Raw genomic sequence first — 22,148 nt, 5'->3', positions numbered from 1 at the left:
AATGAAAGGGAGGAAATGCGAGTGAAGTACAGTTATTTAGGCAAATCCGGTTTAAAAGTCAGCCAATTATGTCTCGGGACGATGAATTTTGGCCCGGAAACCGAGGAAAAGGAAGCATTTAGAATTATGGATGCTGCTTTGGATGCGGGAATCAACTTTTTTGATACAGCCAACGTGTATGGCGGTAATGACCGGCGCGGCTGGACCGAAGAAATCATCGGCCGCTGGTTTCAGCAGGGAGGCGGCCGGCGCGAGAAGGTCGTCCTGGCTACCAAGGTATACAATGACATGTTCGACGAGCAGGACGGTCCCAATTCAGGTGCAGGTTTGTCCGCATACAAGATCAGACGTCATTTTGAAGGCTCGCTGAAACGCCTGCAGACCGACCATATTGAGCTGTACCAGATGCATCATATTGACCGCAATGTTTCCTGGGATGAGCTGTGGGGCGCGTTTGAAATTCTGGTCTCCCAGGGCAAAGCCGATTACATCGGGTCCAGCAATTTTGCGGGCTGGCATATTGCCGCCGCCCAGGCTAAGGCCAAGGAACGCCATTTCCTCGGGCTTGTCTCCGAGCAGCATCTGTACAACCTGCTGGAACGGACACCGGAACTGGAGGTCCTTCCGGCTTCGCAGGAGCTGGGCCTGGGAGTCATTCCTTGGAGTCCGCTGGCCGGCGGCCTGCTGGGACGCAATGCACTGTCCAAGACCGGCGTGCGCAGCGCCCGTTCGGCCAAGCTGGAGCAGCACCGCAGCCAGCTGGAGCAGTTCTCCGCGCTCTGCAAGGAGCTTGGAGAGCATGAAGACCAGGTGGCGCTGGCCTGGGTGCTGGCGAATCCGGCGGTGACTGCGCCGATCATCGGACCGCGGACGCTCGAACAGTTCGAAGACTCGCTGAGAGTGACCGAGATCGTGCTCGAAGCGGATGTGCTGAAGAAGCTGGACGAGATCTTCCCGGGACCGGGCCGCCCGGCACCGGAGGCTTACGCCTGGTAAGCGTCACGGCGGAAGCGGGGCAGGAGGCCGGGGGTAAGCGTCGGCGGAAGCAGGGCAAGAAGCTGGCAGGTAAGCGTCCGGCGGAAGCAAGGGAAGAAGCCTGGTAACGTTCCGGCTTGACAATGAATGCAAGGCAACGCCTGCCGCAGAAACATGCGGCAGGCGGACTGCGCGAGTGTATCCTGCGGGAGACACTCGCTTTTTTTGTTGTATTGGGCGTGCCCAGAAAGCACGTATCTTCTAGCCGGTGAAAGTCCGGTCACGGGAGGGGCCAAGCCCCCGTGTAGCTGGGATGCCTGCGTACGGCGAAATCTGTGCGTAGAAGCGCATCGACAAAAGTCCGGTCAGAGACAGGGCGAGCAACCTGCTAGGCCGTAACATGAAGTGAATCCTGCCGCGTCGTCACAAAGGCCCCGCAAGGGGGGAGAGAGGAAGTCGAGCCTCGCCTATACGGGTGAAGACCACGGAAGCTGCAGAGAACTTGGAACGGCAGTGAAGAATCCTCCGGCGTATGGGGATCGGCATGGAAGGAAAGAAGACGCAGTGAACTGGGGAGACCCTCCCCCACACGGGAGGAATTTTTTTTTTAGAAACCCGTAAAGAGACGCTCTATAAGTCCAAAAGATGAAATGAACCGTCTGTGGGAAGGGAGTCCGAGGGGCTCATAATACCGAAGAACCTAAGGACAACATAACCTTAGGGAGGGAAGGAGCCCTGCTTTGTTTATGCTTTTGGAGGAGGTACGAGTGAGTGAATGCCAAAGGGCTAACGACACCAAAGGAAAAAGTTCAAGAACTCCAAGAAAAGCTAGGTCATGCGGCCAAGGAGAACAAGAAGCGTAAATTTCATGCGCTGTATGACAAGGTCTACCGCCCGGATGTGCTGTGTGAAGCCTGGAAACGGGTGAAAGCGAATAAGGGAGCAGCAGGAGTAGATGCCGTGACGCTCGCAGACATCGAGGAACGAGGAGAAACGAACTTCCTTAAGACCTGTGAGCGAGAATTGAAAGAAGGCAGCTACCATCCGCAGCCTGTGCGGCGGCACTATATCCCAAAGAAAGACGGGAAGCCAAGGCCGCTGGGCATACCCACCGTGCGCGACCGAGTCATACAGATGGCAACCAAACTCGTGATTGAGCCCATCTTCGAAGCAGACTTCGAAGAAGTATCCTTCGGATTTCGCCCGAAGCGAAGTGCGAAAGGAGCGCTGGAACGAATCCGGAAAGCCTGCAACCGCAAAGGAAATTGGGTAGTCGACGTCGATATCCAAGGTTACTTCGACAACATTAATCAAGAGAAGCTCATGAAACTGGTACAGATGCGTATCAATGACAGGAGAATCTTGAAGTTAATACGGAAATGGCTTCAGGCGGGAGTTATGGAAGAAGGAAACGTGAGGCGTTCCGATTTAGGGACACCACAAGGTGGCGTCATCTCACCGCTGTTGGCGAATATCTACTTGAACTACTTTGACCGGCTATGGGAGAAACACGGAAGTGGATTGGGGGAACTGACCAGGTATGCAGACGATTTCGTCGTAGTCTGTAAAACGAAAAAGGACGCCGAACATGCCTATGAGCTCATAAGCAGAATCATGGAACGTCTGGAGTTAACTCTACATCCGACCAAAACCCGCATTGTAGGCCTGTGGACAGGAGACGAAGGATTCGACTTTTTAGGAATGCACCATCGAAAAACGAAAGCAGAAACTTCCCAAGGGAAGGTATATTACACCACACAGCAATGGCTAACGAAAAAGGCAGAGGAGCGCATCCGAGGCGTGGTCAAAGAAAGATTAGCCCCTCCGAGCATGCGCTCAAGAACGTTGGCGGAACAGGTGGAATGGCTCAATCCAAAGATTCAAGGATGGAGAAATTATTACTACACGAACTACAGCCAAAAGAGATTAGCGAAACTGGATTGGTATATTTTGCAAAGATTAACCCGGTGGTACGCGAAGAAGAGACAACGCGGGAGATGGATGAGGTCCAGGTCAGAAGTTAAATATTTGACCATCCAATATGGACTAAAAACGCTATTGTAATCTGCATGCCCATGAATGACGAACATCGGAAAGCCGTATGAGGGAAAACCTCACGTACGGTTTGATGAGGAGGGGCTGGGTTGCACCAGCCCTTTACTCTAGAAATTATACAGTGTAAGAAAATGTGGATATCTTGGAAGCCTCACAGGATATAAGCGATGCAGAAGGATTGCGCTCCATCCGCTGACTGAAGCGGACAGAGGAGCCCTTATTTTGCCCAAAATCATGCTTTATCAGCGGATACGGACTCAGGAGCCGTTATATCGTTCGATGGAGCCTGGAATAAAGGGGAAAGGGACAAATAAGGGCATCTCGGTCCGTTGTCCTGCGGAATAGACGAATCTTCTATCCATAACGGCTTTCCTGTCCGCAACGGCTGCAGATCGATCGCGAAGGAAAACAACGATCCGTCTTCAGCATGCCCCCGTTGATTTTGGAGTGGTGGGGAATCCCTGCGGGCATAAGCCCCGGGTTGCTATTCCCATCAGGGTGGTTGGACGAATTTGTAACGAGCAACGGCAGAAATACCGTTGTTGGGGCGGCGAAGGCCGTGTTCTGAGGGGGTAGCCGGTCTAGATATCCTCATTCCTGCCAGTATTCGCCTACCGGCGTCTTCGTCAGGCGGCGCTAGTTGGAAAAAGGGAACTTATTTTTCCGGAAATTAAGAAATCCTGAGGAGTAAAGTGGAAAAAGTAAACTTAATTGGGCCACTTTTCCTGAATAATGGCGAAATGGGCTGAATTAGTGACCCTTTTTCCACTTCATCTGCCCGAGGATAGGGTACTCCGGCAAATTAGTTAACCTTTTTCCACTTAAAGAGTTGCCGTAGGATTGACGGGGAGTCGTTCTTCAGGTAACGCTAGAACAAAGGCGGCTGCGCTGTCCCGTGGAGCACGGCACAGCCGTTGTTGAAGCGCCGACGGCAGGTATGTTTTTGTGTAGGAGAGCTAGGGACTGCAATTGATAAAACCAGAAAGAAAACCAATCTATTGCACTTTCTACAGCAGATTACTCCCAAATAAGCTTAGAAACAAAATCTACTGCATTCTGTGCAGCAGATTTTAGGCAAATGGTCCTTAGGATCAGATTTCTTGGATTTCAATTGTATGAAATACAATAGATTGCCTTTTTCCGCAGCGCATAGGGCAATCTATTGCACAAAATGCAATCAAACTGTAAGACCCTTTGTTCCCGGGCTTAATATTCGCCGGGTTTCGCGTGCTGCGACGTTGAAGGGATAATTGCCAGCTTCCCCTCCTCGTTGATTTCCGCATACGCTACGGAATCGAGATTCGGGCAGCCTTCCTCCTGGAGCTTCCTGCGCAGCCAGGTTTCGTCATGCCCCAGGCTGGCCAGCGCGGCCCGCTGGACCTCACCGGCTTCCACCAGACTGCGGGGCAGCCGGGTGTGCTGCGGTTTGATGTCCAGCTCCTTCCGCGTGGCGGGCTCGAACTGCGGCTTCTTCAGGATGCTCAGGGATCCGTTGGTTTCATAGATAGCATAGGCCACCTCATTCATCGAGAACGTATCCTTCGCACGCAGCATCATCCGCAGCTGCTCGAAGTCGAGATTATTTTTGCGCAGCTTGGTGAGGTCGAGCTTCCCGTCCCGGATAAGGATCTCCGGCTCCCCCTCCAGCGGTTTGCGCAGCTTGCGCACCCGCTGGGTAATTTTTTCAAATATGATGGAAAGCACCGTCCAGACAGCAAGCGCAAACAGCAGCAGCAGTACAGATTTATCCGGCTCATAAATGGTATTCCCTACCAAATCGCCAAGAATTACTGCCGAGATAAAGTCGAAAGGGGTTAAGGCGGAGATTTCCTTTTTGCCCAGCAATCTTGCCATAGCCCATAACCCGACAAATCCGGCTGTAAGCTTCACCAGTACGGATACATAATCCATGGAATCATCCTCCAGGCTCAATTGTTGACTTAAGAATGTTTAACCCATGCACTATCCGCTGTAACATGAAGGATCTGGCTGGGAGAAGAGAACTGAGGGAACTGAAGGATGATTCCAGGGGCTGTAATGTGATAAGCTATGTTTAGTATCCATCATCTTATTTATTTTTCTGCGTGCGGAGGGGACGGCTATAATGATATTTTATGTGATAACGATATTGGTCATCATCGCAGACCAGGCTGCCAAATGGGGAGTACGCTCCAATATGCAGCTTGGGGAGACCGTTCAGGTGTGGAGCGGACATCTGCAATTTACATATTATGAGAACAGCGGGGCAGCGTTCAGCTCATTTCAGGGTTATGGCAAATATTTTGCCATCATTGCCGTGCTCTTTGTTGCCGGAATATTTTATTACCGGCGCAAAGGGGAGCTGCGCGGCCCCATTCTGGAAGCGGCCACCGGTTTCCTGGCCGGCGGGGCTATCGGCAATGCCATTGACCGTGTTATTTACCACCAGGTAACTGATTTCCTGGTCTTCGGCAGCCGGGGAGGCATCCTGAATCTCGCAGACCTGGCGATCAACGCCGGAGGGCTTCTGGTTGTGGTGCACCTGCTGAAAGAACCGCTCAAGCGGGTTATGATCAGAAGATAATGAGCAAGGAGGAACTCACGCCTCCCATTGCTGCAGCCAGTGCAGCATCACATGAATAGAAAGCCCAATATTTCCTACGTGGCAGTGATTCTGGGCCTGCTCCTTGCGCGTGAACAAACGGGTGGTCAGTGACCGTACAGAGGTGAGGGAGCCGGTCTGCTCGCCAAACTGGACAAGGGGGATATAATGATCCTCCTGCGCCGCCAGAAGAAGAACATCCTGTGAGAGAAGCGGAGAAATCCCCGCTGTAGTATAGAGCATCGATTGCTTCAGAAATCCGTACGGTGTCTGGCTTCCGGTCACATGCATCCCTTGCGTGATGCCCCATTCCAGCATCAGATTCTCTTTCATTAAACGGCTGAAGAGCGCGTTGATTTCCGCTTCATTTTCCTTTGCCATCAGGGTGCTGATGCTGTCCTCCAGCGGCCCCGTCTGTCTTAATAGAACTTTGTAAAAGTCTGTACATATATCATCCGCCACCACCCTTTTGACCCTGTTGGTTTCATAAGCTGCAGCCCGCAGGGCCAGATAGCCGCCGAGAGATAAGCCGATCAGAGTCACCTCTTGTAAGTTAAAAAAATCCAACACCGTTGCGACCGGCTTCTCCCATTCATGAGTCATAGGCAACTGCCAGTCCTCCAGAGCAGCTCCTTGTCCAGGCCCGTCAAAGCAAACCACATCATAGCCCGCATCCTTGAACACCAGCGCCATCAAAAAGATTTCTTCAATATAGCTGTCAAATCCGCCGAACAGGACGATAGAGCCCTTTGCCGGAACTTCTGGTGAGAAACGGTAGGCGGAGAGAAACCCTTTACCATAGGGAATGTCAAAATGCTGATTGTCTTCCACTTGATAATGTGCTCTTGTGAGAACGATGAATTGCTGGCGGGACGTATGCTTCAAGGGGTGGCCCTCCGGCATATAAAATTCGGCACCGCGCAGATAATTGGCAGCTTTGAGCTTTTTATCCGCCGCCACCGCCTGCTGTCCCAGCTTCAGACAGATTTCGATTAACTCCGCGTAATTATGAATGCCCGGGGCTGCTGCCCGCATTTCCTCAAGCATTTCCAAATCATTAGTCCAGCTGTAGAACCGGTTCATTTGAAAGTTGATACTGAAATCCGGATGAAGCTCCTCATAAAAGCCTACCGGAAAGTCTGCTGTGGTTCTTTGTCTCTCTGCCATAATTCAATCGCCTGCTTTCTCTATCGGATATAACGAACTATAATTTTCTGAGAGGCTGGCCGCAATGATTGATTCTTGGGTTTTTGACGGATAAAGGCCAATGCGGCTGCAAGTGTGGTATATTGCGGAGATGATAGACGGAGGGAACGAATATGTCTAGAGAAACCGATTTGCGTGTAGTGAAGACGAAAAAGCTGATCCGGGATGCGCTGGTCAGCTTAATCGCCGAAAAAGGGTTTGACAGCGTGACTGTTAATGATATCGCCGGCCGCGCCCAAATTAACCGTTCTACCTTTTACCTGCATTACACGGATAAGTATGAGCTTCTGGAGAAGATCACCGCTGAAATTACCGGCAAGCTGATGGCACTCATTATTCCTGCTGCTCATGTGCAAGGGGGGCTTTTGGGCGTCGGGGATTTGACCCGTGATTTGGAAAAGATACTGGCAGCCATTGCTGAAGATGCCCTCTTTTATCAGATCATGCTCAGCGGGCGGGGAGTTCACAGCTTTCGTTTCGACCTGGGAAACCTGCTTAAGCAAAAGCTGGATGAAGGGTTCCGGGAGCAGCCCTTAATCTCGAAGGATTTATTTGTTGAGCTGTTGTCTTCATTGTATCTGGGGGCGATTGCGTGGTGGCTGGATAACGGGATGAAATATTCGCCAGCTTTTATGGCCGGGCAGTTGGTGCAGTTGATGACTATGGGCCCGGTTAAGGTCTCAGGACTGGTTTCAGGGCCAATTTAAGTATCATTTTATCTAATAGAAGTTATCATAAATTATAATGAAGCTGGTTAAATCAGAGCTTTTTACTCTGATTTAAGCGGCTTTTCTGCGTTTTATTGAATTTATTGGCTGTATATTCTGAATTTGGCAGGTTTGAGGCTCGTTGATCGTTTCATATAATTGTGATAGCCTGAATTCAAGATGTTAGAGGGAAGCAGATTTCATGCTGAGGAGAGATCGATATTGTTGCAATTACAAGTTACGAACAGTCCTTTTAACGAGGAGCAGGTTGAGCTTCTTAACCGGCTTCTGCCGACACTGACGCAGACGCAGCAAATTTGGCTTGGCGGTTATATATCGGCATTGACATTGCAGGGAGCAGCAGCGGTTTCCGCTGCAGCCCCCGCTGTGCTTGCAGCTCCGTCCGCAAGCACGGCAGCCGCAGGAGGTGCGGCGGAGCCAGCCCGTTCCCGTGAAGTTACCGTGCTTTTCGGATCGCAGACCGGCAACTGCCAGCGCCTTGCCTCCAGCCTGTCGGGCAAGCTGAAGGAGCAAGGGTTCGAGATCACCGTGTCTGCAATGAACAGCTTTAAGCCCAATACGCTGAAGAAGGTGGAGAACCTGCTGATCCTGGTCAGCACTCATGGTGAAGGCGAACCGCCGGATAATGCGCGTTCATTTCACGAATTTCTCAATAGCAAAAGAGCCCCCCGCTTGGAGCATTTGCGCTTTTCAGTGCTGGCACTCGGGGATACCTCTTATGAATTCTTTTGCCAGACCGGCAAGGATTTCGATCAGAGACTGGAAGAACTCGGCGGCCAGCGTCTGATTCCACGCGTCGATTGCGATCTGGACTATGACGAGCCGGTTGCTGCGTGGATGGAGCAGGTGATTACCGCCCTTAACGGTGCCGGGAGCGCTCCGGCTATTGCTGAAGAAGCCGTGCTTGCGGCAGAGCATGCAGAATCCCTGCAATCGGCCTATTCGCGCAATCATCCTTTTCACGCTGAAGTACTGGAGAATCTCAACCTGAACGGCCGCGGCTCGGACCGGGAAACCCGTCATCTGGAGCTGTCGCTGGCAGGATCGAATATAACCTTCGAACCGGGCGATGCCCTGGGAGTCTACCCCGAGAACCATCCCCGCCTGGTAGAGGAGATTATTGCCGCTATGGGCTGGAATCCGGAGGAACCCGTTCCCCTGAACAAAAAAGGCGAAGAGGGCACGCTGCGTGAAGCGCTCCTCCGCCACTATGAAATTACGGTCCTGAGCAAACCGCTGCTGGAGCAGGCGGCGAAGCTGTCCCCGGCTGCCGGTCTTCATGAGCTTCTGCTGCCGGACCGGGCACCGCAGCTCAAGGAATATATCCAGGGACGCGATCTGCTGGACCTGGTTCAAGACTTCTCGCCATGGGATGTACCGGCCCGCAGCTTTGTAACGATTCTGCGCAAGCTGCCGGCCAGATTATACTCCATTGCCAGCAGCTATAATGCCAATCCCGAGGAGGTTCATTTCACCGTACGGGCGGTGCGTTATGAATCCCATGGACGTGAACGTTATGGCGTCTGCTCAGTGCACTGCGCCGAACGTGTGCAGCCGGGGGACACGCTGCCGATATACATTCAGAACAATCCGAATTTCAAACTTCCGGCGAATCCCGAAGTGCCTGTAATCATGATCGGACCCGGCACGGGCGTTGCACCGTTCCGTTCGTTCCTGGAGGAACGGGAAGAGCAGGATGCAGAAGGCAAGACATGGCTGTTCTACGGCGACCGTCATTTTGTGACGGACTTCCTCTACCAGACGGACTGGCAGCGGATGCTCAAGGACGGCGTGCTGACGAAGCTGGACGTGGCTTTTTCCCGGGATACGGAAGAGAAGGTATACGTGCAGCACCGCATTCTGGAGCATAGCCGCGAGCTGTATACCTGGCTTCAGGAAGGCGCCCATGTCTATGTCTGCGGCGATGAGAAGCATATGGCTCATGACGTACATTCTGCGCTGATTAGTGTCATCCAAGCGGAGGGCGGACTTAGCCCTGAAGCGGCAGCGGCCTATCTGGACCATCTGCAGCAGGAGCAGCGCTACCAGCGCGATGTGTACTAACATTAACAAACAGTGAGTGCGGAAGGAGACTACCAGCAATGGCGAATAATGAATCAGCGGTGAAGCCTGTCGGCGGCCCGCCTAGCGATGTTGAACATATTAAGCTGGAGAGCAACTATCTGCGGGGAGCGCTTGTCGAGACGCTCAGTAACCCGATCACCGGGAGCCTTCCAGAAGATGATAACCGGCTGCTCAAGTTCCACGGCAGCTACATGCAGGACGACCGGGATTTGCGCAGTGAACGGGAACGCTCAAAGCTGGAGCCGGCCTTTCAGTTCATGCTGCGCGTTGTGGCACCGGGCGGGGTGGCTACCCCGGCACAGTGGCTGGTCATGGATGAGCTGGCCCGTAAATACGGAAACGGCACCTTGCGTCTGACTACCAGACAAGCTTTTCAAATGCACGGTGTACTCAAGTGGAATTTGAAAAAAACGATCAAAACCATTAATGATGCACTGATGACTACCCTCGCTGCCTGTGGGGACGTCAACCGCAACGTGATGAGCGGTCCGAATCCGTACCAGTCGGAGGTCCACGCCGAGGTCTATGAGTGGGCACGCCGGATCAGCGATCATCTGTCGCCGCGCACGCCTGCCTATCATGAAATCTGGCTGGACGGCGAAAAGGTCGTGGACAGCAAAGAGGGCGTTGAGGTGGAGCCGATCTATGGCCCTGTTTATCTGCCGCGCAAATTCAAAATCGGCCTCGCCGTCCCTCCATCCAACGATGTCGATGTGTTCTCCCAGGATCTTGGCTTCATCGCTATTCTGGAAGACGGCAAGCTGGCCGGGTTCAATGTTTCGGTTGGCGGCGGCATGGGGATGACCCATGGCGACACGAACACTTATCCGCAGCTTGGGCGGGTGATCGGCTTTTGCCGTCCTGAGCAGATGATCGATCTGGCAGAGAAGACCGTCACGATCCAGCGTGACTACGGCAACCGCTCCGTCCGCAAAAATGCCCGCTTCAAATACACCATCGACCGCCACGGCCTGGAATGGTTCACCGGCGAGCTGCAGCACCGGCTGGGCTGGGCGCTGGAACCGGCACGGTCCTATCACTTTGACCATAACGGAGACCGTTACGGCTGGGTGAAGGGTGTGAACGGCAAATGGAACCTGACCCTGTATATCCAGAGCGGGCGGATTCAGGACACGGAAACCAGTCAGCTGATGACAGGCCTGCGGGAAATTGCCAAGATCCATGGCGGAGACTTCCGGCTGACCCCCAACCAGAATCTGATTATCGCCAATGTCAGCAGCGTGAAGAAACGCAAGGTTGCAGAGCTCGCCAAGCAGTATGGATTGACGGATGGCGCACATCATTCTGCGCTGCGGCGGAGTTCAATGTCCTGTGTGGCGCTGCCGACCTGCGGGCTGGCCATGGCCGAAGCAGAGCGTTACCTTCCGCAGCTGCTGGATAAGCTGGAGCTGATCATCGACGAGGCGGGCCTGCGGGGTGAAGAAATCATCATCCGCATGACCGGCTGCCCGAATGGCTGCGCCAGACCGGCACTGGGCGAAATCTCGTTCATCGGGAAGGCTCCGGGCAGATACAATATGTATCTGGGAGCGGGCTTTACCGGGGACCGGCTCAATAAGCTCTACAAGGAAAACATCGATGAAAAGGAAATTCTGGAGACGCTTGAACCGATCATCCACCGCTATGCCAAGGAACGCCAGAGCGGCGAACACTTCGGGGACTTTGTAATCCGTAGCGGATATGTCAAGGCGGTTACCTCTGGACTCAACTTTCATGACTGAACCGCAAATGAACCCGTTCTCCTTTTATGGAGGGCGGGTTTGTTAATTTTGGAATTAGTAAGATTAAATTTGGATTTTCGGCGGTTATCTTACATAATATAGAGAAGTACCATCAAACCATATCCAAGAGCCATTATAGTAAGTAATGTGTTCTGTACAGAAGAGGCGAAACGAATGATCATCATGAAAACAATGGAAGAGATTGAAAAAATGCGCGCAGCCGGCAAAATTCTTGCGGAATGCCACCGGCAAATCGCTCAAATGATCAAACCCGGAATTACCACGTGGGAAATCGACCAGTTTGCCGAAAAATTTATTCTTTCCCAAGGGGCAACCCCGGAGCAGAAAGGCTATCACGGATACCCTTATGCAACCTGCGCATCCGTAAATGATGTGATCTGCCATGGATTTCCGAAGCGGGAGGAGCTGAAGGACGGGGATATCGTAACCATTGATATGGTTGTGAACCTGAATGGCTGGCTCGCGGACTCGGCCTGGTCCTACGCTGTCGGCAATATCAGCGAACAGGCGGAGAAGCTGCTGAATACGACTAAAGAGTCTTTGTTCAAAGGCATTGAGCAAGCCGTCGCCGGCAACCGGATCGGGGATGTTGCCCATGCGGTACAGGTCTATGCCGAGTCGAACGGCTTTTCGGTCGTCCGTGACTTCATCGGGCACGGCATCGGCTCCGAGATGCATGAAGCGCCTGAGGTGCCGCATTACGGGCCAGCAGGCAAGGGACCGCGCATCAAAGAAGGCATGGTCTTCACGATTGAGCCTATGCTGAACACCGGAAGCTACCGCACTAAGGTGGATGCGGACGGGTGGACCGCCCGGACCATCGACGGCGGCCTGTCCGCACAGTATGAGCATACGCTGGCCATCACTCCGCAAGGCACCATTATCCTGACCGAGCTGTAAGCCGCTCAGACCGAAACCCGGGCGTTCTCCTTCCAAGGAAGGAAGCGCACGGGTTTTTAACACTGAATCAGCTCAGCTTTCATGCAATAGCCCCACTTTGTGGGGCTATTTTACGTGCGATGCTGCCTCCCCGGCACAGCGGAAAGTAGCGTATTTGACGAAATCAGAGGTATAAATACCTTTGATTTGCCCGGGACCGGTCTGTTTGGCGAAATCAGAGGTATAAATTATAAATACCTTTGATTTGCCCGGGATCGGCCTTTTTGGAGAATCGGAGCCTATGAATGCAATCAGAGGATTCACCCAAAGGATAGTCAACTATGAAACTTATCAGAACCTAAGCTTCGTGTATTATTGACACAGATCGAGCTTCTAAGGTTTTTTTTTGCTGTATGTGTCGGAATTCACGGCTGAATGCAATTGAAATGCATATAATGGGAAGACTTCAATAGCTGAATCAGAATAGAGGAAGAAATATGGCAGTAGACAAACAATGCAAAAATCTGTTCAGGAGCCCCAGCCCGGCACAGTGTATGGAGCATTACGGCTGCATTTATGAGAACAATCATCTGATCACCTTGCTGGTGGACCCTGCGGACGGTTCCATCACCGATGCCAACCGCGCAGCCTGTGAATTCTACGGATATCCGCTCCGCATCTTCCGCAAACTCCATATTACCGATCTGCAGGCGGATCAAACATCCGGGATGGTGAAGTTCATCGAGCACGGGATGCCTGGCGGGGAGCATGGCAGAAACAGGGTTTTTATGGACAAACACCTGCTCGCAGGAGGACAACAGATCGATGTGGAGATTCACACCGGGATGATGTCCATGCTGGGGAAGTCATGCATTTATACAGTGATCCACGACATTAGTGAACGGGTGCGCTCAGAGCAGCGGCTCCGGGAGAGTGAAGAGCGGTACAGGGATCTGGTCGAGCTGTGCCCTGAAGCCATCCTGGTCTACAGCGGAGGCATGATTCTGTTTGCCAACAAGCAAAGTGAAAAAATGTTTGGCAAAAAGAAAAAAGAGATGATCGGCCAGAGGATTGAAGCTTTTTTCAGCGAGGAATACCTCAAAAGCGCCAAATATAAAAAGCTCATGACTTGGGGGTCAACGGCCAAGGAGAGATTCCGCATTGAACAGCGGCTGATCCGTTATGACAACCGGATTTTTGATGTGGAGATTTCAGGGGTGCCGATCATTTATGAGGAAGAAAAAGCGCTGCAGCTGGTGCTGAGGGACATCACCGAGAGCAAAAAGGAAGTGGAGCGGGCGGTTAAGCTGCAGAATCACCGGCATACCGTAGTTTTTCCGCTGGAAGACAAGGCAGAGCTGGAGAAGCTGTATATTCCGGCAAGAACACTTAGCGGTGATTTCTTCATTTTTCATAAGATTGATGAGGAGCGGGTGATCGGCATGATCGGTGATGTGACCGGCAAGGGGATCACGGCCGCACTGAACATATCGGCTCTCCGTGTGCTGTTTGCGGATTGTCTGGAGGTTACCGTCGATCCGCTGCAGGCCATCAAGGAGCTGAACCAGAAGGCAATGCTGCATCTGGGCGAAGATTATATTGCCGGGTGCTGCTTTCAGCTTGATTTTGGAGCGGGTGTGCTGAAGGCGGCGGGTGCAGGGATTAATGAATTCATCTATGTGCCCAAGGATCAGGAGAGCCAATGCCTTACAGTCAGGGGTGCACCGCTTGGCATGTTCGGAAACAGCGAGTTTGAGGAGATCACCGTCCCCTTTTCCTCCGGTGACCGTTTCTGCTTCTACAGTGACGGGATGGAGCTTCTCTTTGACACTCAGGAACTGAGCCGCAGCTATGAGTATCTGACCGACAAAATTGCTGAGGCTTCACTGCAGGATGACTGTACCTGGCTTAACCTGAGCATTAAATGAATGAAGGAGAGTATTATGAACGCTGTTCAAAAGGAAATTCGGCTCTATGGATTGGAGCAGCATCAGAGAATCATCGACGGGATTATTCAGGAGCTTGGACTGGAGGACTATGCGTTTGATATTCGGCTGATTCTAATTGAGGCCATCACCAATGCCTACTATCACGGTAATCTTAGCGACTGCACCAAGCCGATTATTATCCGGTACCTGCTTAGCGGCAAGCGGCTTGAACTCCAGGTCGAGGACTCCGGAGAAGGAACAGGGTCTTTGGTGTTCCCGGAAACGATCAGCGGTGATGAACTGCTGGATGAAGGCGGGAGAGGCTTGTACCTTATCCGCTGCTTCTCTGACAAGGCAGAGATGATTCGCAACACCATGTACATAAGCAAGTGTGTATGTCCCTCGTAGACTGAAAAAGGAGAGAATCCTGTGAAATTAAGTTTGAAAGTAAAAATAAGCATCCTGCTGTTCCTGATTATCAGTGTGCCGTTGGCGATATCAGGCCTTATATCCCATAATCTGGCCTCTAACGCACTGCAGCAGACCATTGAAGAGGAGCTGCGCGATACTACAGCCTCGGCAGCGAAGGCGGTTGATTCTGAACTGGAGGCTGTGGAGAGTTATCTTAGCATCGCGAGCAAAAATGATACTCTGGCAGCCTTTGCCGCCAACCCTGCCGGTGAGGCGGCCAAAAAACTGGCTCACACCTACATTTCCGGGATACAGCAGGATCATGCGAAGCTGCTGGAGTCGTTAATCATCGCCGGCACTGACGGACAGGTGCTGCTTACCAGCAGCCCGGAGAATCCTGGCTTAGATGTCCGGGACCAGGATTATTTTCAGCAGGCCCTGCAGGGGAAAGAGGCAGTCAGTGAGGTCCTTTTCTCCAAAGAGAGCAACCAGCATGTTGTCGCCATCGCCCGGCCGCTGGAGCACGATGGACATATTACCGGGGTGCTGATCGGAACGGTTGTGTTCAATTCCCTGTCATCACCGGTAGCGGAGGTCAAGATCGGTGACAGCGGATATGGATACATGACCGACCGGACGGGCCTGATTGTCTATCATCCTGACCAGGGCAAGATTCTGAAGGAGACGCTGGACGGCAACAGCAACAAGGAATTGAATGCCCTCGTCCAGGTCATGAAAAGCGGCAAGGCCTCCGACGGCTTCTACACCTATGAAGGCGTACATAAATATATGTCCTTTCAACCTGCGGGGAATTGGGTGGTGGCCACTACCGCCAATGTGCAGGATTATATGGCCCCGGCAACGGAAATCCGCAACACGACACTGATCATTGTTATAGCCTTCATATTGATCGCCTTGCTGGTAGCTTATTTCTTCACTACGCGGAATATTGTGCATCCGATTATCAAGCTGGAACAAGCCATGTCCCGTGCCGGTGAAGGCAATCTGACCGTTCATACCTCCATCCGCTCGGGAGACGAGCTGCAGGAGCTGAGTGAAGCTTTCAATACGATGATTGACAAGCAGAAGGCCATCATTGAAAAGGTAAGGGCAGGCTCAGTCTCCCTGACCTCCATGTCGGAAGAAATGGCAGCCTCTTCGGAGGAGATCAGCGCTTCTATTCAGGAGATCAGCTCCAGCACCCAGGAAATTGCTGCCGGAGCGGAGAACAACAACCAATCGGTTGTAAATGCCTCCCAGGTGCTGGTGCAGCTCTCCAGTCTGGTCCAGATGGCCCAGAGCAAGGCGGCGGCTACTTCCGGCAATGCGGATGTCACCAATCAGGCGGCCCAGCGGGGGAGAGCGCAGGTGATGGACACCGTTCAAGCGATGAACACCATCAGCAGCAGCACGCAGGAGACGGAAGAGCAGCTGCAGGCCGTTAGTGAGCTGTCGGACCAGGTGTCCACAATCATCGGCACGATCAACGCGATTGCCCAGCAAACCAATCTGCTGGCACTCAATGCGGCGATTGAAGCGGCACGGGCAGGGGAACATGGCCGGGGCTTCAGTGTGGTAGCCGAAGAGGTACGGAAGCTGTCGGATGAAACCCATAAGCAGGCGACCGAGATTTCGGCCCTCGTGAGCGACATGGTTTCGCGGATTACACAGGCGGTAGATTCCATGAGAGGGGCAACGGAGGCGGTTGAAGGCGGTGTACGCGTGGTGACCGAGACGGATCATGCCTTTGTGCATATTATCAATTCCGTGGAGCTTATTACGGGCAGCGTCAAGGAGATTCTCGATATTACCCAGGACGAGGTGGCAACCTCAGACCAGATCATCAAGCTGATTGATTCCATGGGGTCCATTTCGGAACTGGCCGCCATCAATAGCGAGAATGTATCCAGTGCGACAGAGGAGCAGGCGGCAACCGTTACAAACTTTGCAGCATCAGCCCAGGAAGTAAGCGCCATGGCGAATGAACTGGAGATTCTCGTAGAGAAATTTATAATCAGGGGTGAGCAGGTTGAGTGAGATTGTAATTGACATGCCGGAGATGTTCTCCGTCGAAGAGGCCAGTGAATTCAGAGAAAAGATCAGGGGGCATATTGACGGGGGGTTCTCCAGCTTTGTGCTTGATTTTGGCGGCTGCGCCTTTATCGACAGCACCGGGCTTGGTGTGATTGTCAGCTCTTACAAGAAATGTGTGGAGAATGGCGGCACCATTAAGCTCAAGGCACTGAATGCCAATGTGCTGAAGATTTTCGAGTTAACCAGATTGACCCATGTGTTTGAAATTTTATAAAAGCATACAGGCAACAGCAGCGGCTGCGCGTCCTCTGGAGGACAACGCAGCCGCTGCTGTATGCAGACCGGACACGAACTAATCGGTGATATTCCGGGTGTAATATTCAATGATATCTTTCCGGCGGATGATGCCCAGAAAGATTCCCTTGTCATCGACAACCGGGACAAAGTTCTGGTCAGCCGCCAGTGTCAGCATATCCTCCATCTGGGCGTGGATCTCGACGCTCTCGTTGTGTACATGCTGCTGAATTTCGCTTACGGTCACTTCACGCATATTCTCAAAATTCAGGCCGGCCGTATTCTTAAATTTCCACAATAAATCACCTTCGGAGAGGGTTCCTACATATTTGCCTTCTTCATTAATAATCGGGATGGCTGAATAATAATGATGCTCCAGTTGTTCAAGGGCTTCCAGCATAGAGATCGAAGAGGTAATGTACGATACCTGGTCTTTGGGCAGCAAAAAGGCGGATATTTCCATAAGCATTAGCTCCTTTACAGCTGATTTTTGCGATAACGGTATCCTTATTAAAACACAGATTGGCATGTAAACGCATATAAAAATGCTATTTACCCGGATCCGGTATCGTAAAAGAGACAGAGGTTCCTTGTTCCGGCTCACTCTGAATTGACAGTCCGCGGCCATATAATTGGGTCAGACGGCGGTTGGTATTGAGCAGGCCGATTCCTCCGCTGACCTTGCGGGAATGGTCCAGGAGGTGGCTGACCTGTTCCTGCGTCATGCCTTTCCCGTTGTCCCTGACCTCGAAAAAAGTGAAGCCTCCGCTGCTGCGAATGCGGATGGTCAGCAGGCCGCCACGCGAGCGGCTCAGCAGACCGTGTCTGACCGCGTTCTCAACCAGGGGCTGCAGCGTGAGCGGCGGAAGTGCAGTGTTAATCCCGTCCTCAATGTCCCATTCGACGGCCAGCCTTTCTTCGAACCGGGCTTGCTCGATATACACATAAGCCCGGACCAGTTCCAGTTCATGGGAGAGCGCAACCCGCTGATGCGAGTTCATATAATCGAAACTGATCCGCAAATAGGAGGAGAACGCCTCGCTGAGATCACGCATTTTGGCGGTATCGATTTCGCTTAAAGCCATAATTGAATTTAAAGTGTTGAACAAAAAATGCGGCTGAATCTGCGCCTGGAGATAGGCGGCTTCCATGCGCAGCATCTCATCAATGGATTGCTTCAGCCCCGTCAGCGACCGGACTCTGTATTTCAGCTCCAGCCCGTCAACCGGTTTGACCAGGTAATCGTTCGCACCGGACAGAAATCCGGTATAAATATCTTCAGGCTGTGTGCGGGCCGTCAGCAGCAGGATGGGCAGCTCCGATAATGAAAAACGCTCACGGACGATTCGCGTCAGCTCATAGCCGGAGATGTGCGGCATCATCACGTCGGCGATCAGAAGATCCCATTGCTCGGTTCCCAGCAGGTTCAAGGCTTCATGAGCGCCCAGCGCGGTCCTGATATTGTAATTCTCTGAAGAGAGAATACTGGCCAGTACCTTGAGGTTAACGGAATCATCATCCACGGCCAGAATATGGATCCGGCGGCCAGCCCCTTCTGATTCTCCGGAATGCGCAGCACTCCAGATCGCAGACAAGTCTGCGAGAGGGCTGTGTGCCGGAACGGAAGGTCTGGCCGGCTCCGTGTTCTTCGGCATCTCTTGGCTGGAGAGTGCGGAAGCAGGCTGGTCTGTTCCCTTTGCCAAGGGGAGAGTGAAGGTGAACTCCGAGCCTTGCCCTGGTTGTGAACGGACCGTCAGGGTTCCGTGATGAAGCTCAACGAGCTGTTTACAGATGCTCAGCCCGAGGCCGATTCCGCCGCCATCATTAATCCCCTGCTGCCCTTGTTCATAGCGCTTGAATATACGGCTCAGTGTCTCCTCATTCATACCGGCTCCTGTATCGGCAACATGAATGAGCATTTCCTTGCCCTGTGTTTCAGCAGATACGGCTATACTGCCTTCAATCGTATATTTGACTGCATTGTGCAGCAGATTGAATAGAATCTGGACCAGACGTTTCTCGTCTGCGAACACAGGGGGAAGAGAGTCAGCAATGTTGTTTTTTAATGTGAGCGCCCGGCCCTCTGTCATAAATTCGAACATATCAATCACGCCGGAGACCAGCGACTGGATAGACAGCGGCTCCCGCTGCAGCTCAATCCGTTTATCCTGAAGCCGGGTTACATCCAGAAGGTCATTGAGCAGATGTGACATCCGGCGGCTGATGGTCAGGAGCAGATCCATGTCCTGGACACTTTTTGAGTCCATCACCGAATGTTCCTTGGCGGCGACAGTCTGGGCAATACTGATAATGCCGTGAAGCGGCGTCCTCAGCTCATGTGAAGTATTCGCCAGGAATTGGTCCTTTAGACGGTCATTTTCCTGCAGCTGCCGGTTCAGCTTGATGTTTTCCTCAGAATTGCGGAAATAACGCTTGAACCAATAGGCGGAGAAACCGATGATTGCTGCAATAATATCAACGGGATAAAAGAAGTTGCTGGTATTTCCCCTGGATTCGACAACACCCCAAAGCACACTGGACAGGATGGCGACCGCGGCAAACAGCAGAAATACGGCGTCCTCTTGTTTCCCCAGCACCATTTGCACAATCTTCCAGACTACGCCGGCCACCGGGAGCAGATACAAAATACTGAACAAGAGAATCGTCTGAAAAATGATTTCTGCAGGCATAACCACAATAAAAGCCGAATACAGGCCCAGCACCGCAGCATAACTTCTGAAAAGAATTCCGGTATGGGGTCTTCGTCTTCCAGAGAAGCTTTGTGACAGCTGCAGCATAAAATAAGACAGCCACATATAAGACAAAAGCTTGATTTTCAGCAGCCAGGTATAGTTAATCGGCAGCCAGAGCCTCAGCAGAATATCATTATCGGAAATGATGGAAATGCCGACTGCGACCAGAAGCAGGAAAAAAAGTAAAAAGACATTTTGCCGGTTAAAGCAATATAAGATCCCTGCATACAAGGCGTGCAGCAGCAGAATAATGAATGCGACCAGCTGGAAGCCAATGGAATACCAGCGCTCGGTGTCTATCGCAGCCTGTGTACCGAAGCGGATGGAACGGACGATGCCCCCTTTCTGGGGATGGTCGAAATTGGAGACACGGACGAGCAGCTCAATCTCCCTGTGATCTCCGGCAATATAAGTAGCAGTGTAAGAAGGGGCATCGGGTATATAATCTTCCTTGCTTTCGGCTAGCCGGCCCACAGAGGGCTCCTTCTGCCCGTTAATCTCAATCTCCGAAGCTGCCTGAATGCGCTGAATCCAGAAGCCGTAGGGCTCATCCAGAGGTGTGCCGGTCAGAATCCGCAGTTTGTAGGTGCCGGTACCAAAGGAAGCATGCCCTTTTTCCGGAAAACCGTTTCTCCAGTCCCCGGGAACCATGGCATAATGCCGCCTGGTGTCAGGCTGCGGGAAGTCCTTGTGCGTTAGTAATTCGTCCGGGTAAAATTCCCACTCCCCATCCAGCGGAATGGAACGGGAGTCCCCGATTTGGAAGCTGCGCAAATCCAGCACGCCCTGAACCGCCTGCGGATGCTCCGGAGCAACATACGTGGTGAACCACAGGTAGCGTATCGCCGACAGGACAGCCAGATACAGCAGGACAATGACGATATTTTTCAGAAAAAAAGTAAAGGGCTTCTTCATCATAAATTTTTTATTCCACATCAATCGGATGTTTTCCTCTTTCTAAGTACACTTTAGAAACCATTAAAAAAGGATACAGCATCCCTAGAATTGCCCAGAGAGCTATATCCTGACCTTAATTGAATGAAGAATGGAGCTTAAGCGTTGCCGGCGCCCTGGCCGTTATCATGACTCAGCTGCCAGATGATCCCGAATTTGTCCTTTAGGCTGCCGTAGCATTTGCTCCAAAAGGTTTCCTGCAGCTCCATGATGACATTACCGCCTTCTTTTAGCTTGTTGAACCAGTCCTTGATTTTGCCGGCATCGTCATTGGTCAGAGTAAGGTTGACGTTGTTCCCTTCCACATAAGGCATTCCAGGGAAAACGTCCGAGAACATCACGGGACTGCCGTCAATAAACAGCATGGCGTGCATCACCAGATGCTTAGCCTCCTCCGGAAGAGGGTGGGAAGGGTCTGGGGGTGCTTCGCCAAAGGTCATAATCCGTGGGGCTTCTGTTCCAAATACTTCGGCATAAAACTCTACAGCTTCACGGGCATTTCCATTAAAATTGAAATACACATTAATTGCCACAGCCTTCACTCCTCTAAGATGGTTAATGTTAGCAAGCGTTTGATTTCCATATTGTATCATGTGCCTGTCCATTTATAAATATACAGAACCGTTAACTATGGCGTCTACCCAGTCATAACACTGCTGCAATTGGTCCTCGGTGATCAGGTCGGAGCGGTGCTCGAACATGATTTTTACCCGGCTGTTCTCCCCGCGGATGATCTGCAAATACTCGGCAATAGGTGCCCAGCCGTCCTGCACACTAAGCTCTGGCAGCACCGGATAATGAGAGTTCTGGACCGCTTGATTGACTTGAACCGTGGAGAGATGGATCAGCCCGGCATATTTGGCATATTTCCGTAAGACGGCTTTCGCGTCAAACCGGGGATCAAGCTTGTCCTGCAGATGCAGTCTGGCGGTATCCAGGCACAATTGAATCTGCGGGTACTTCAGCAGCAGGTTTTCAAAAAAATCATGTTCGTAAACATAACGGTTCAAGGCGTCGAATTCAAGAATAGGTGTAAAATGATATTCCCTGCTCCTGAGGTCCAGCCACTCAAACAAGGATTCACTGCGTTCAATCAGCCCGCTTAAGGTACACTCACTTTCAAATATGTATTCGCGGCGGTCCCCGAACCTCCACAGCTTCCAGTCTACGCGGTCATCCAGAATGACCGGCTTCGGATAATGAAACAATACATATTCCGGCTTCAGCACGGTTAAATATTCAAGCTCAGTCCGAATCTGCTCAAAGGCAGCCTCGCGTTCGCCCGGATCAGAAGAGAGGAACAGAGCATCCCTTATGGCTGAACCGTTCGCCCGGAACGGAAAATGAACGCCTACACGAAAGCCTTTACTTTTTGATTCCTCCATTAAAAGGCGGCAGTCTTCATCTCCCGGGAAGGAGCAGGCTTCAATGCCATAGAATGCAGCCTTGAAATCCCGGTGATATTTGTGGGAGTCAAATCCCCCGTATTGCCCAATCATGAA

Annotated in this window: 18 protein-coding genes; 12 read left to right on the top strand and 6 right to left on the bottom strand. The window is 52.0% G+C overall.

Annotated features, from left to right (window positions below):
* The first annotated feature begins 21 nt into the window (after positions 1–21).
* The 3 genes from PRIO_RS21390 (at position 22) to ltrA (ending at position 3,039) form a co-directional block, all read left to right on the top strand.
* Positions 22–996: an aldo/keto reductase gene (locus PRIO_RS21390; protein WP_020426812.1), complete on the top strand. Its 975-nt coding sequence runs from the start codon at positions 22–24 to the stop codon at positions 994–996.
* 122 nt (positions 997–1,118) lie between these two features.
* Positions 1,119–1,247: a hypothetical protein gene (locus PRIO_RS37220; protein ID WP_269451265.1), complete on the top strand. Its 129-nt coding sequence runs from the start codon at positions 1,119–1,121 to the stop codon at positions 1,245–1,247.
* Positions 1,248–1,746: 499 nt separating this feature from the next.
* Positions 1,747–3,039 (top strand): group II intron reverse transcriptase/maturase, encoded by a 1,293-nt coding sequence (gene ltrA / locus PRIO_RS21385; protein ID WP_020425999.1) that lies wholly within the window; start codon positions 1,747–1,749, stop codon positions 3,037–3,039.
* A gap of 1,197 nt (positions 3,040–4,236) precedes the next feature.
* Here ltrA and PRIO_RS21380 read toward each other — a convergent pair.
* Entirely contained in the window at positions 4,237–4,941 is a 705-nt protein-coding gene (locus PRIO_RS21380; protein ID WP_020430733.1) for a DUF421 domain-containing protein, read from the bottom strand.
* Between the two features lie 193 nt (positions 4,942–5,134).
* Between PRIO_RS21380 and lspA the strand changes: the two genes are divergently transcribed.
* Positions 5,135–5,593: a signal peptidase II gene (gene lspA, locus PRIO_RS21375; protein ID WP_020430732.1), complete on the top strand. Its 459-nt coding sequence runs from the start codon at positions 5,135–5,137 to the stop codon at positions 5,591–5,593.
* A gap of 15 nt (positions 5,594–5,608) precedes the next feature.
* On the opposite strand, the gene PRIO_RS21370 is transcribed toward lspA, so the two are convergent.
* Positions 5,609–6,778 carry an alpha/beta hydrolase gene (locus tag PRIO_RS21370; protein WP_020430730.1) on the bottom strand — a complete coding sequence of 390 codons (1,170 nt, stop codon included), beginning with the start codon at positions 6,776–6,778 and terminating at the stop codon, positions 5,609–5,611.
* A gap of 152 nt (positions 6,779–6,930) precedes the next feature.
* Here PRIO_RS21370 and PRIO_RS21365 point away from each other — a divergent pair, with 152 nt between their 5' ends.
* From PRIO_RS21365 to PRIO_RS21330, 8 genes are all read left to right on the top strand, one after another.
* Positions 6,931–7,524: a TetR/AcrR family transcriptional regulator gene (locus PRIO_RS21365; protein WP_020430729.1), complete on the top strand. Its 594-nt coding sequence runs from the start codon at positions 6,931–6,933 to the stop codon at positions 7,522–7,524.
* Between the two features lie 225 nt (positions 7,525–7,749).
* Positions 7,750–9,609, top strand: a complete 1,860-nt coding sequence (locus PRIO_RS21360; RefSeq protein WP_039790103.1) for an assimilatory sulfite reductase (NADPH) flavoprotein subunit — start codon at positions 7,750–7,752, stop codon at positions 9,607–9,609.
* A gap of 38 nt (positions 9,610–9,647) precedes the next feature.
* Complete coding sequence (gene cysI / locus PRIO_RS21355; protein WP_020430726.1) at positions 9,648–11,372, top strand: assimilatory sulfite reductase (NADPH) hemoprotein subunit; 1,725 nt, start codon at positions 9,648–9,650, stop codon at positions 11,370–11,372.
* Positions 11,373–11,546: 174 nt separating this feature from the next.
* Positions 11,547–12,293 (top strand): type I methionyl aminopeptidase, encoded by a 747-nt coding sequence (gene map / locus PRIO_RS21350; RefSeq protein ID WP_020430724.1) that lies wholly within the window; start codon positions 11,547–11,549, stop codon positions 12,291–12,293.
* 476 nt (positions 12,294–12,769) lie between these two features.
* Positions 12,770–14,200 (top strand): SpoIIE family protein phosphatase, encoded by a 1,431-nt coding sequence (locus tag PRIO_RS21345; protein WP_020430722.1) that lies wholly within the window; start codon positions 12,770–12,772, stop codon positions 14,198–14,200.
* A gap of 15 nt (positions 14,201–14,215) precedes the next feature.
* The gene (locus PRIO_RS21340; RefSeq protein ID WP_020430720.1) at positions 14,216–14,608 is read left to right on the top strand and encodes an ATP-binding protein; all 393 of its coding nucleotides are present in this window, start codon (positions 14,216–14,218) and stop codon (positions 14,606–14,608) included.
* A gap of 21 nt (positions 14,609–14,629) precedes the next feature.
* On the top strand, positions 14,630–16,648 hold the full coding sequence (locus PRIO_RS21335; protein WP_020430717.1) for a methyl-accepting chemotaxis protein: 2,019 nt from the start codon (positions 14,630–14,632) through the stop codon (positions 16,646–16,648).
* Positions 16,641–16,919 carry an STAS domain-containing protein gene (locus PRIO_RS21330; RefSeq protein ID WP_020430715.1) on the top strand — a complete coding sequence of 93 codons (279 nt, stop codon included), beginning with the start codon at positions 16,641–16,643 and terminating at the stop codon, positions 16,917–16,919. Before PRIO_RS21335 ends, PRIO_RS21330 begins: the two co-directional genes overlap by 8 nt.
* A 78-nt stretch (positions 16,920–16,997) precedes the next feature.
* Here PRIO_RS21330 and PRIO_RS21325 read toward each other — a convergent pair whose 3' ends face one another.
* From PRIO_RS21325 to PRIO_RS21310, 4 genes are all read right to left on the bottom strand, one after another.
* Positions 16,998–17,402: a CBS domain-containing protein gene (locus tag PRIO_RS21325; RefSeq protein WP_020430712.1), complete on the bottom strand. Its 405-nt coding sequence runs from the start codon at positions 17,400–17,402 to the stop codon at positions 16,998–17,000.
* Between the two features lie 85 nt (positions 17,403–17,487).
* Positions 17,488–20,610, bottom strand: a complete 3,123-nt coding sequence (locus PRIO_RS21320) for a hybrid sensor histidine kinase/response regulator (protein WP_039790096.1) — start codon at positions 20,608–20,610, stop codon at positions 17,488–17,490.
* A 134-nt stretch (positions 20,611–20,744) separates the two neighbouring features.
* Positions 20,745–21,179, bottom strand: coding sequence for a VOC family protein (locus tag PRIO_RS21315; RefSeq protein WP_020430708.1), 435 nt, complete (start codon positions 21,177–21,179; stop codon positions 20,745–20,747).
* A gap of 72 nt (positions 21,180–21,251) precedes the next feature.
* On the bottom strand, positions 21,252–22,145 hold the full coding sequence (locus tag PRIO_RS21310) for a sugar phosphate isomerase/epimerase (RefSeq protein ID WP_039790094.1): 894 nt from the start codon (positions 22,143–22,145) through the stop codon (positions 21,252–21,254).
* Positions 22,146–22,148 lie beyond the last annotated feature (3 nt).

Source organism: Paenibacillus riograndensis SBR5, from assembly GCF_000981585.1.
GTDB lineage: Bacteria > Bacillota > Bacilli > Paenibacillales > Paenibacillaceae > Paenibacillus_AQ > Paenibacillus_AQ riograndensis.
Note: the sequence above shows the minus strand (reverse complement) of the source record. Positions and strands in the feature narration are given on the sequence as shown.

Coding starts and splice junctions, on each gene's coding strand:
- PRIO_RS37220 (WP_269451265.1), top strand. CDS start 1,119: ATGAATGCAAGGCAACGCCTGCCGCAGAAACATGCGGCAGGCGGACTG.
- PRIO_RS21380 (WP_020430733.1), bottom strand. CDS start 4,941: ATGGATTATGTATCCGTACTGGTGAAGCTTACAGCCGGATTTGTCGGG.
- lspA (WP_020430732.1), top strand. CDS start 5,135: ATGATATTTTATGTGATAACGATATTGGTCATCATCGCAGACCAGGCT.
- PRIO_RS21370 (WP_020430730.1), bottom strand. CDS start 6,778: ATGGCAGAGAGACAAAGAACCACAGCAGACTTTCCGGTAGGCTTTTAT.
- PRIO_RS21365 (WP_020430729.1), top strand. CDS start 6,931: ATGTCTAGAGAAACCGATTTGCGTGTAGTGAAGACGAAAAAGCTGATC.
- cysI (WP_020430726.1), top strand. CDS start 9,648: ATGGCGAATAATGAATCAGCGGTGAAGCCTGTCGGCGGCCCGCCTAGC.
- map (WP_020430724.1), top strand. CDS start 11,547: ATGATCATCATGAAAACAATGGAAGAGATTGAAAAAATGCGCGCAGCC.
- PRIO_RS21345 (WP_020430722.1), top strand. CDS start 12,770: ATGGCAGTAGACAAACAATGCAAAAATCTGTTCAGGAGCCCCAGCCCG.
- PRIO_RS21340 (WP_020430720.1), top strand. CDS start 14,216: ATGAACGCTGTTCAAAAGGAAATTCGGCTCTATGGATTGGAGCAGCAT.
- PRIO_RS21325 (WP_020430712.1), bottom strand. CDS start 17,402: ATGGAAATATCCGCCTTTTTGCTGCCCAAAGACCAGGTATCGTACATT.
- PRIO_RS21320 (WP_039790096.1), bottom strand. CDS start 20,610: ATGATGAAGAAGCCCTTTACTTTTTTTCTGAAAAATATCGTCATTGTC.
- PRIO_RS21310 (WP_039790094.1), bottom strand. CDS start 22,145: ATGATTGGGCAATACGGGGGATTTGACTCCCACAAATATCACCGGGAT.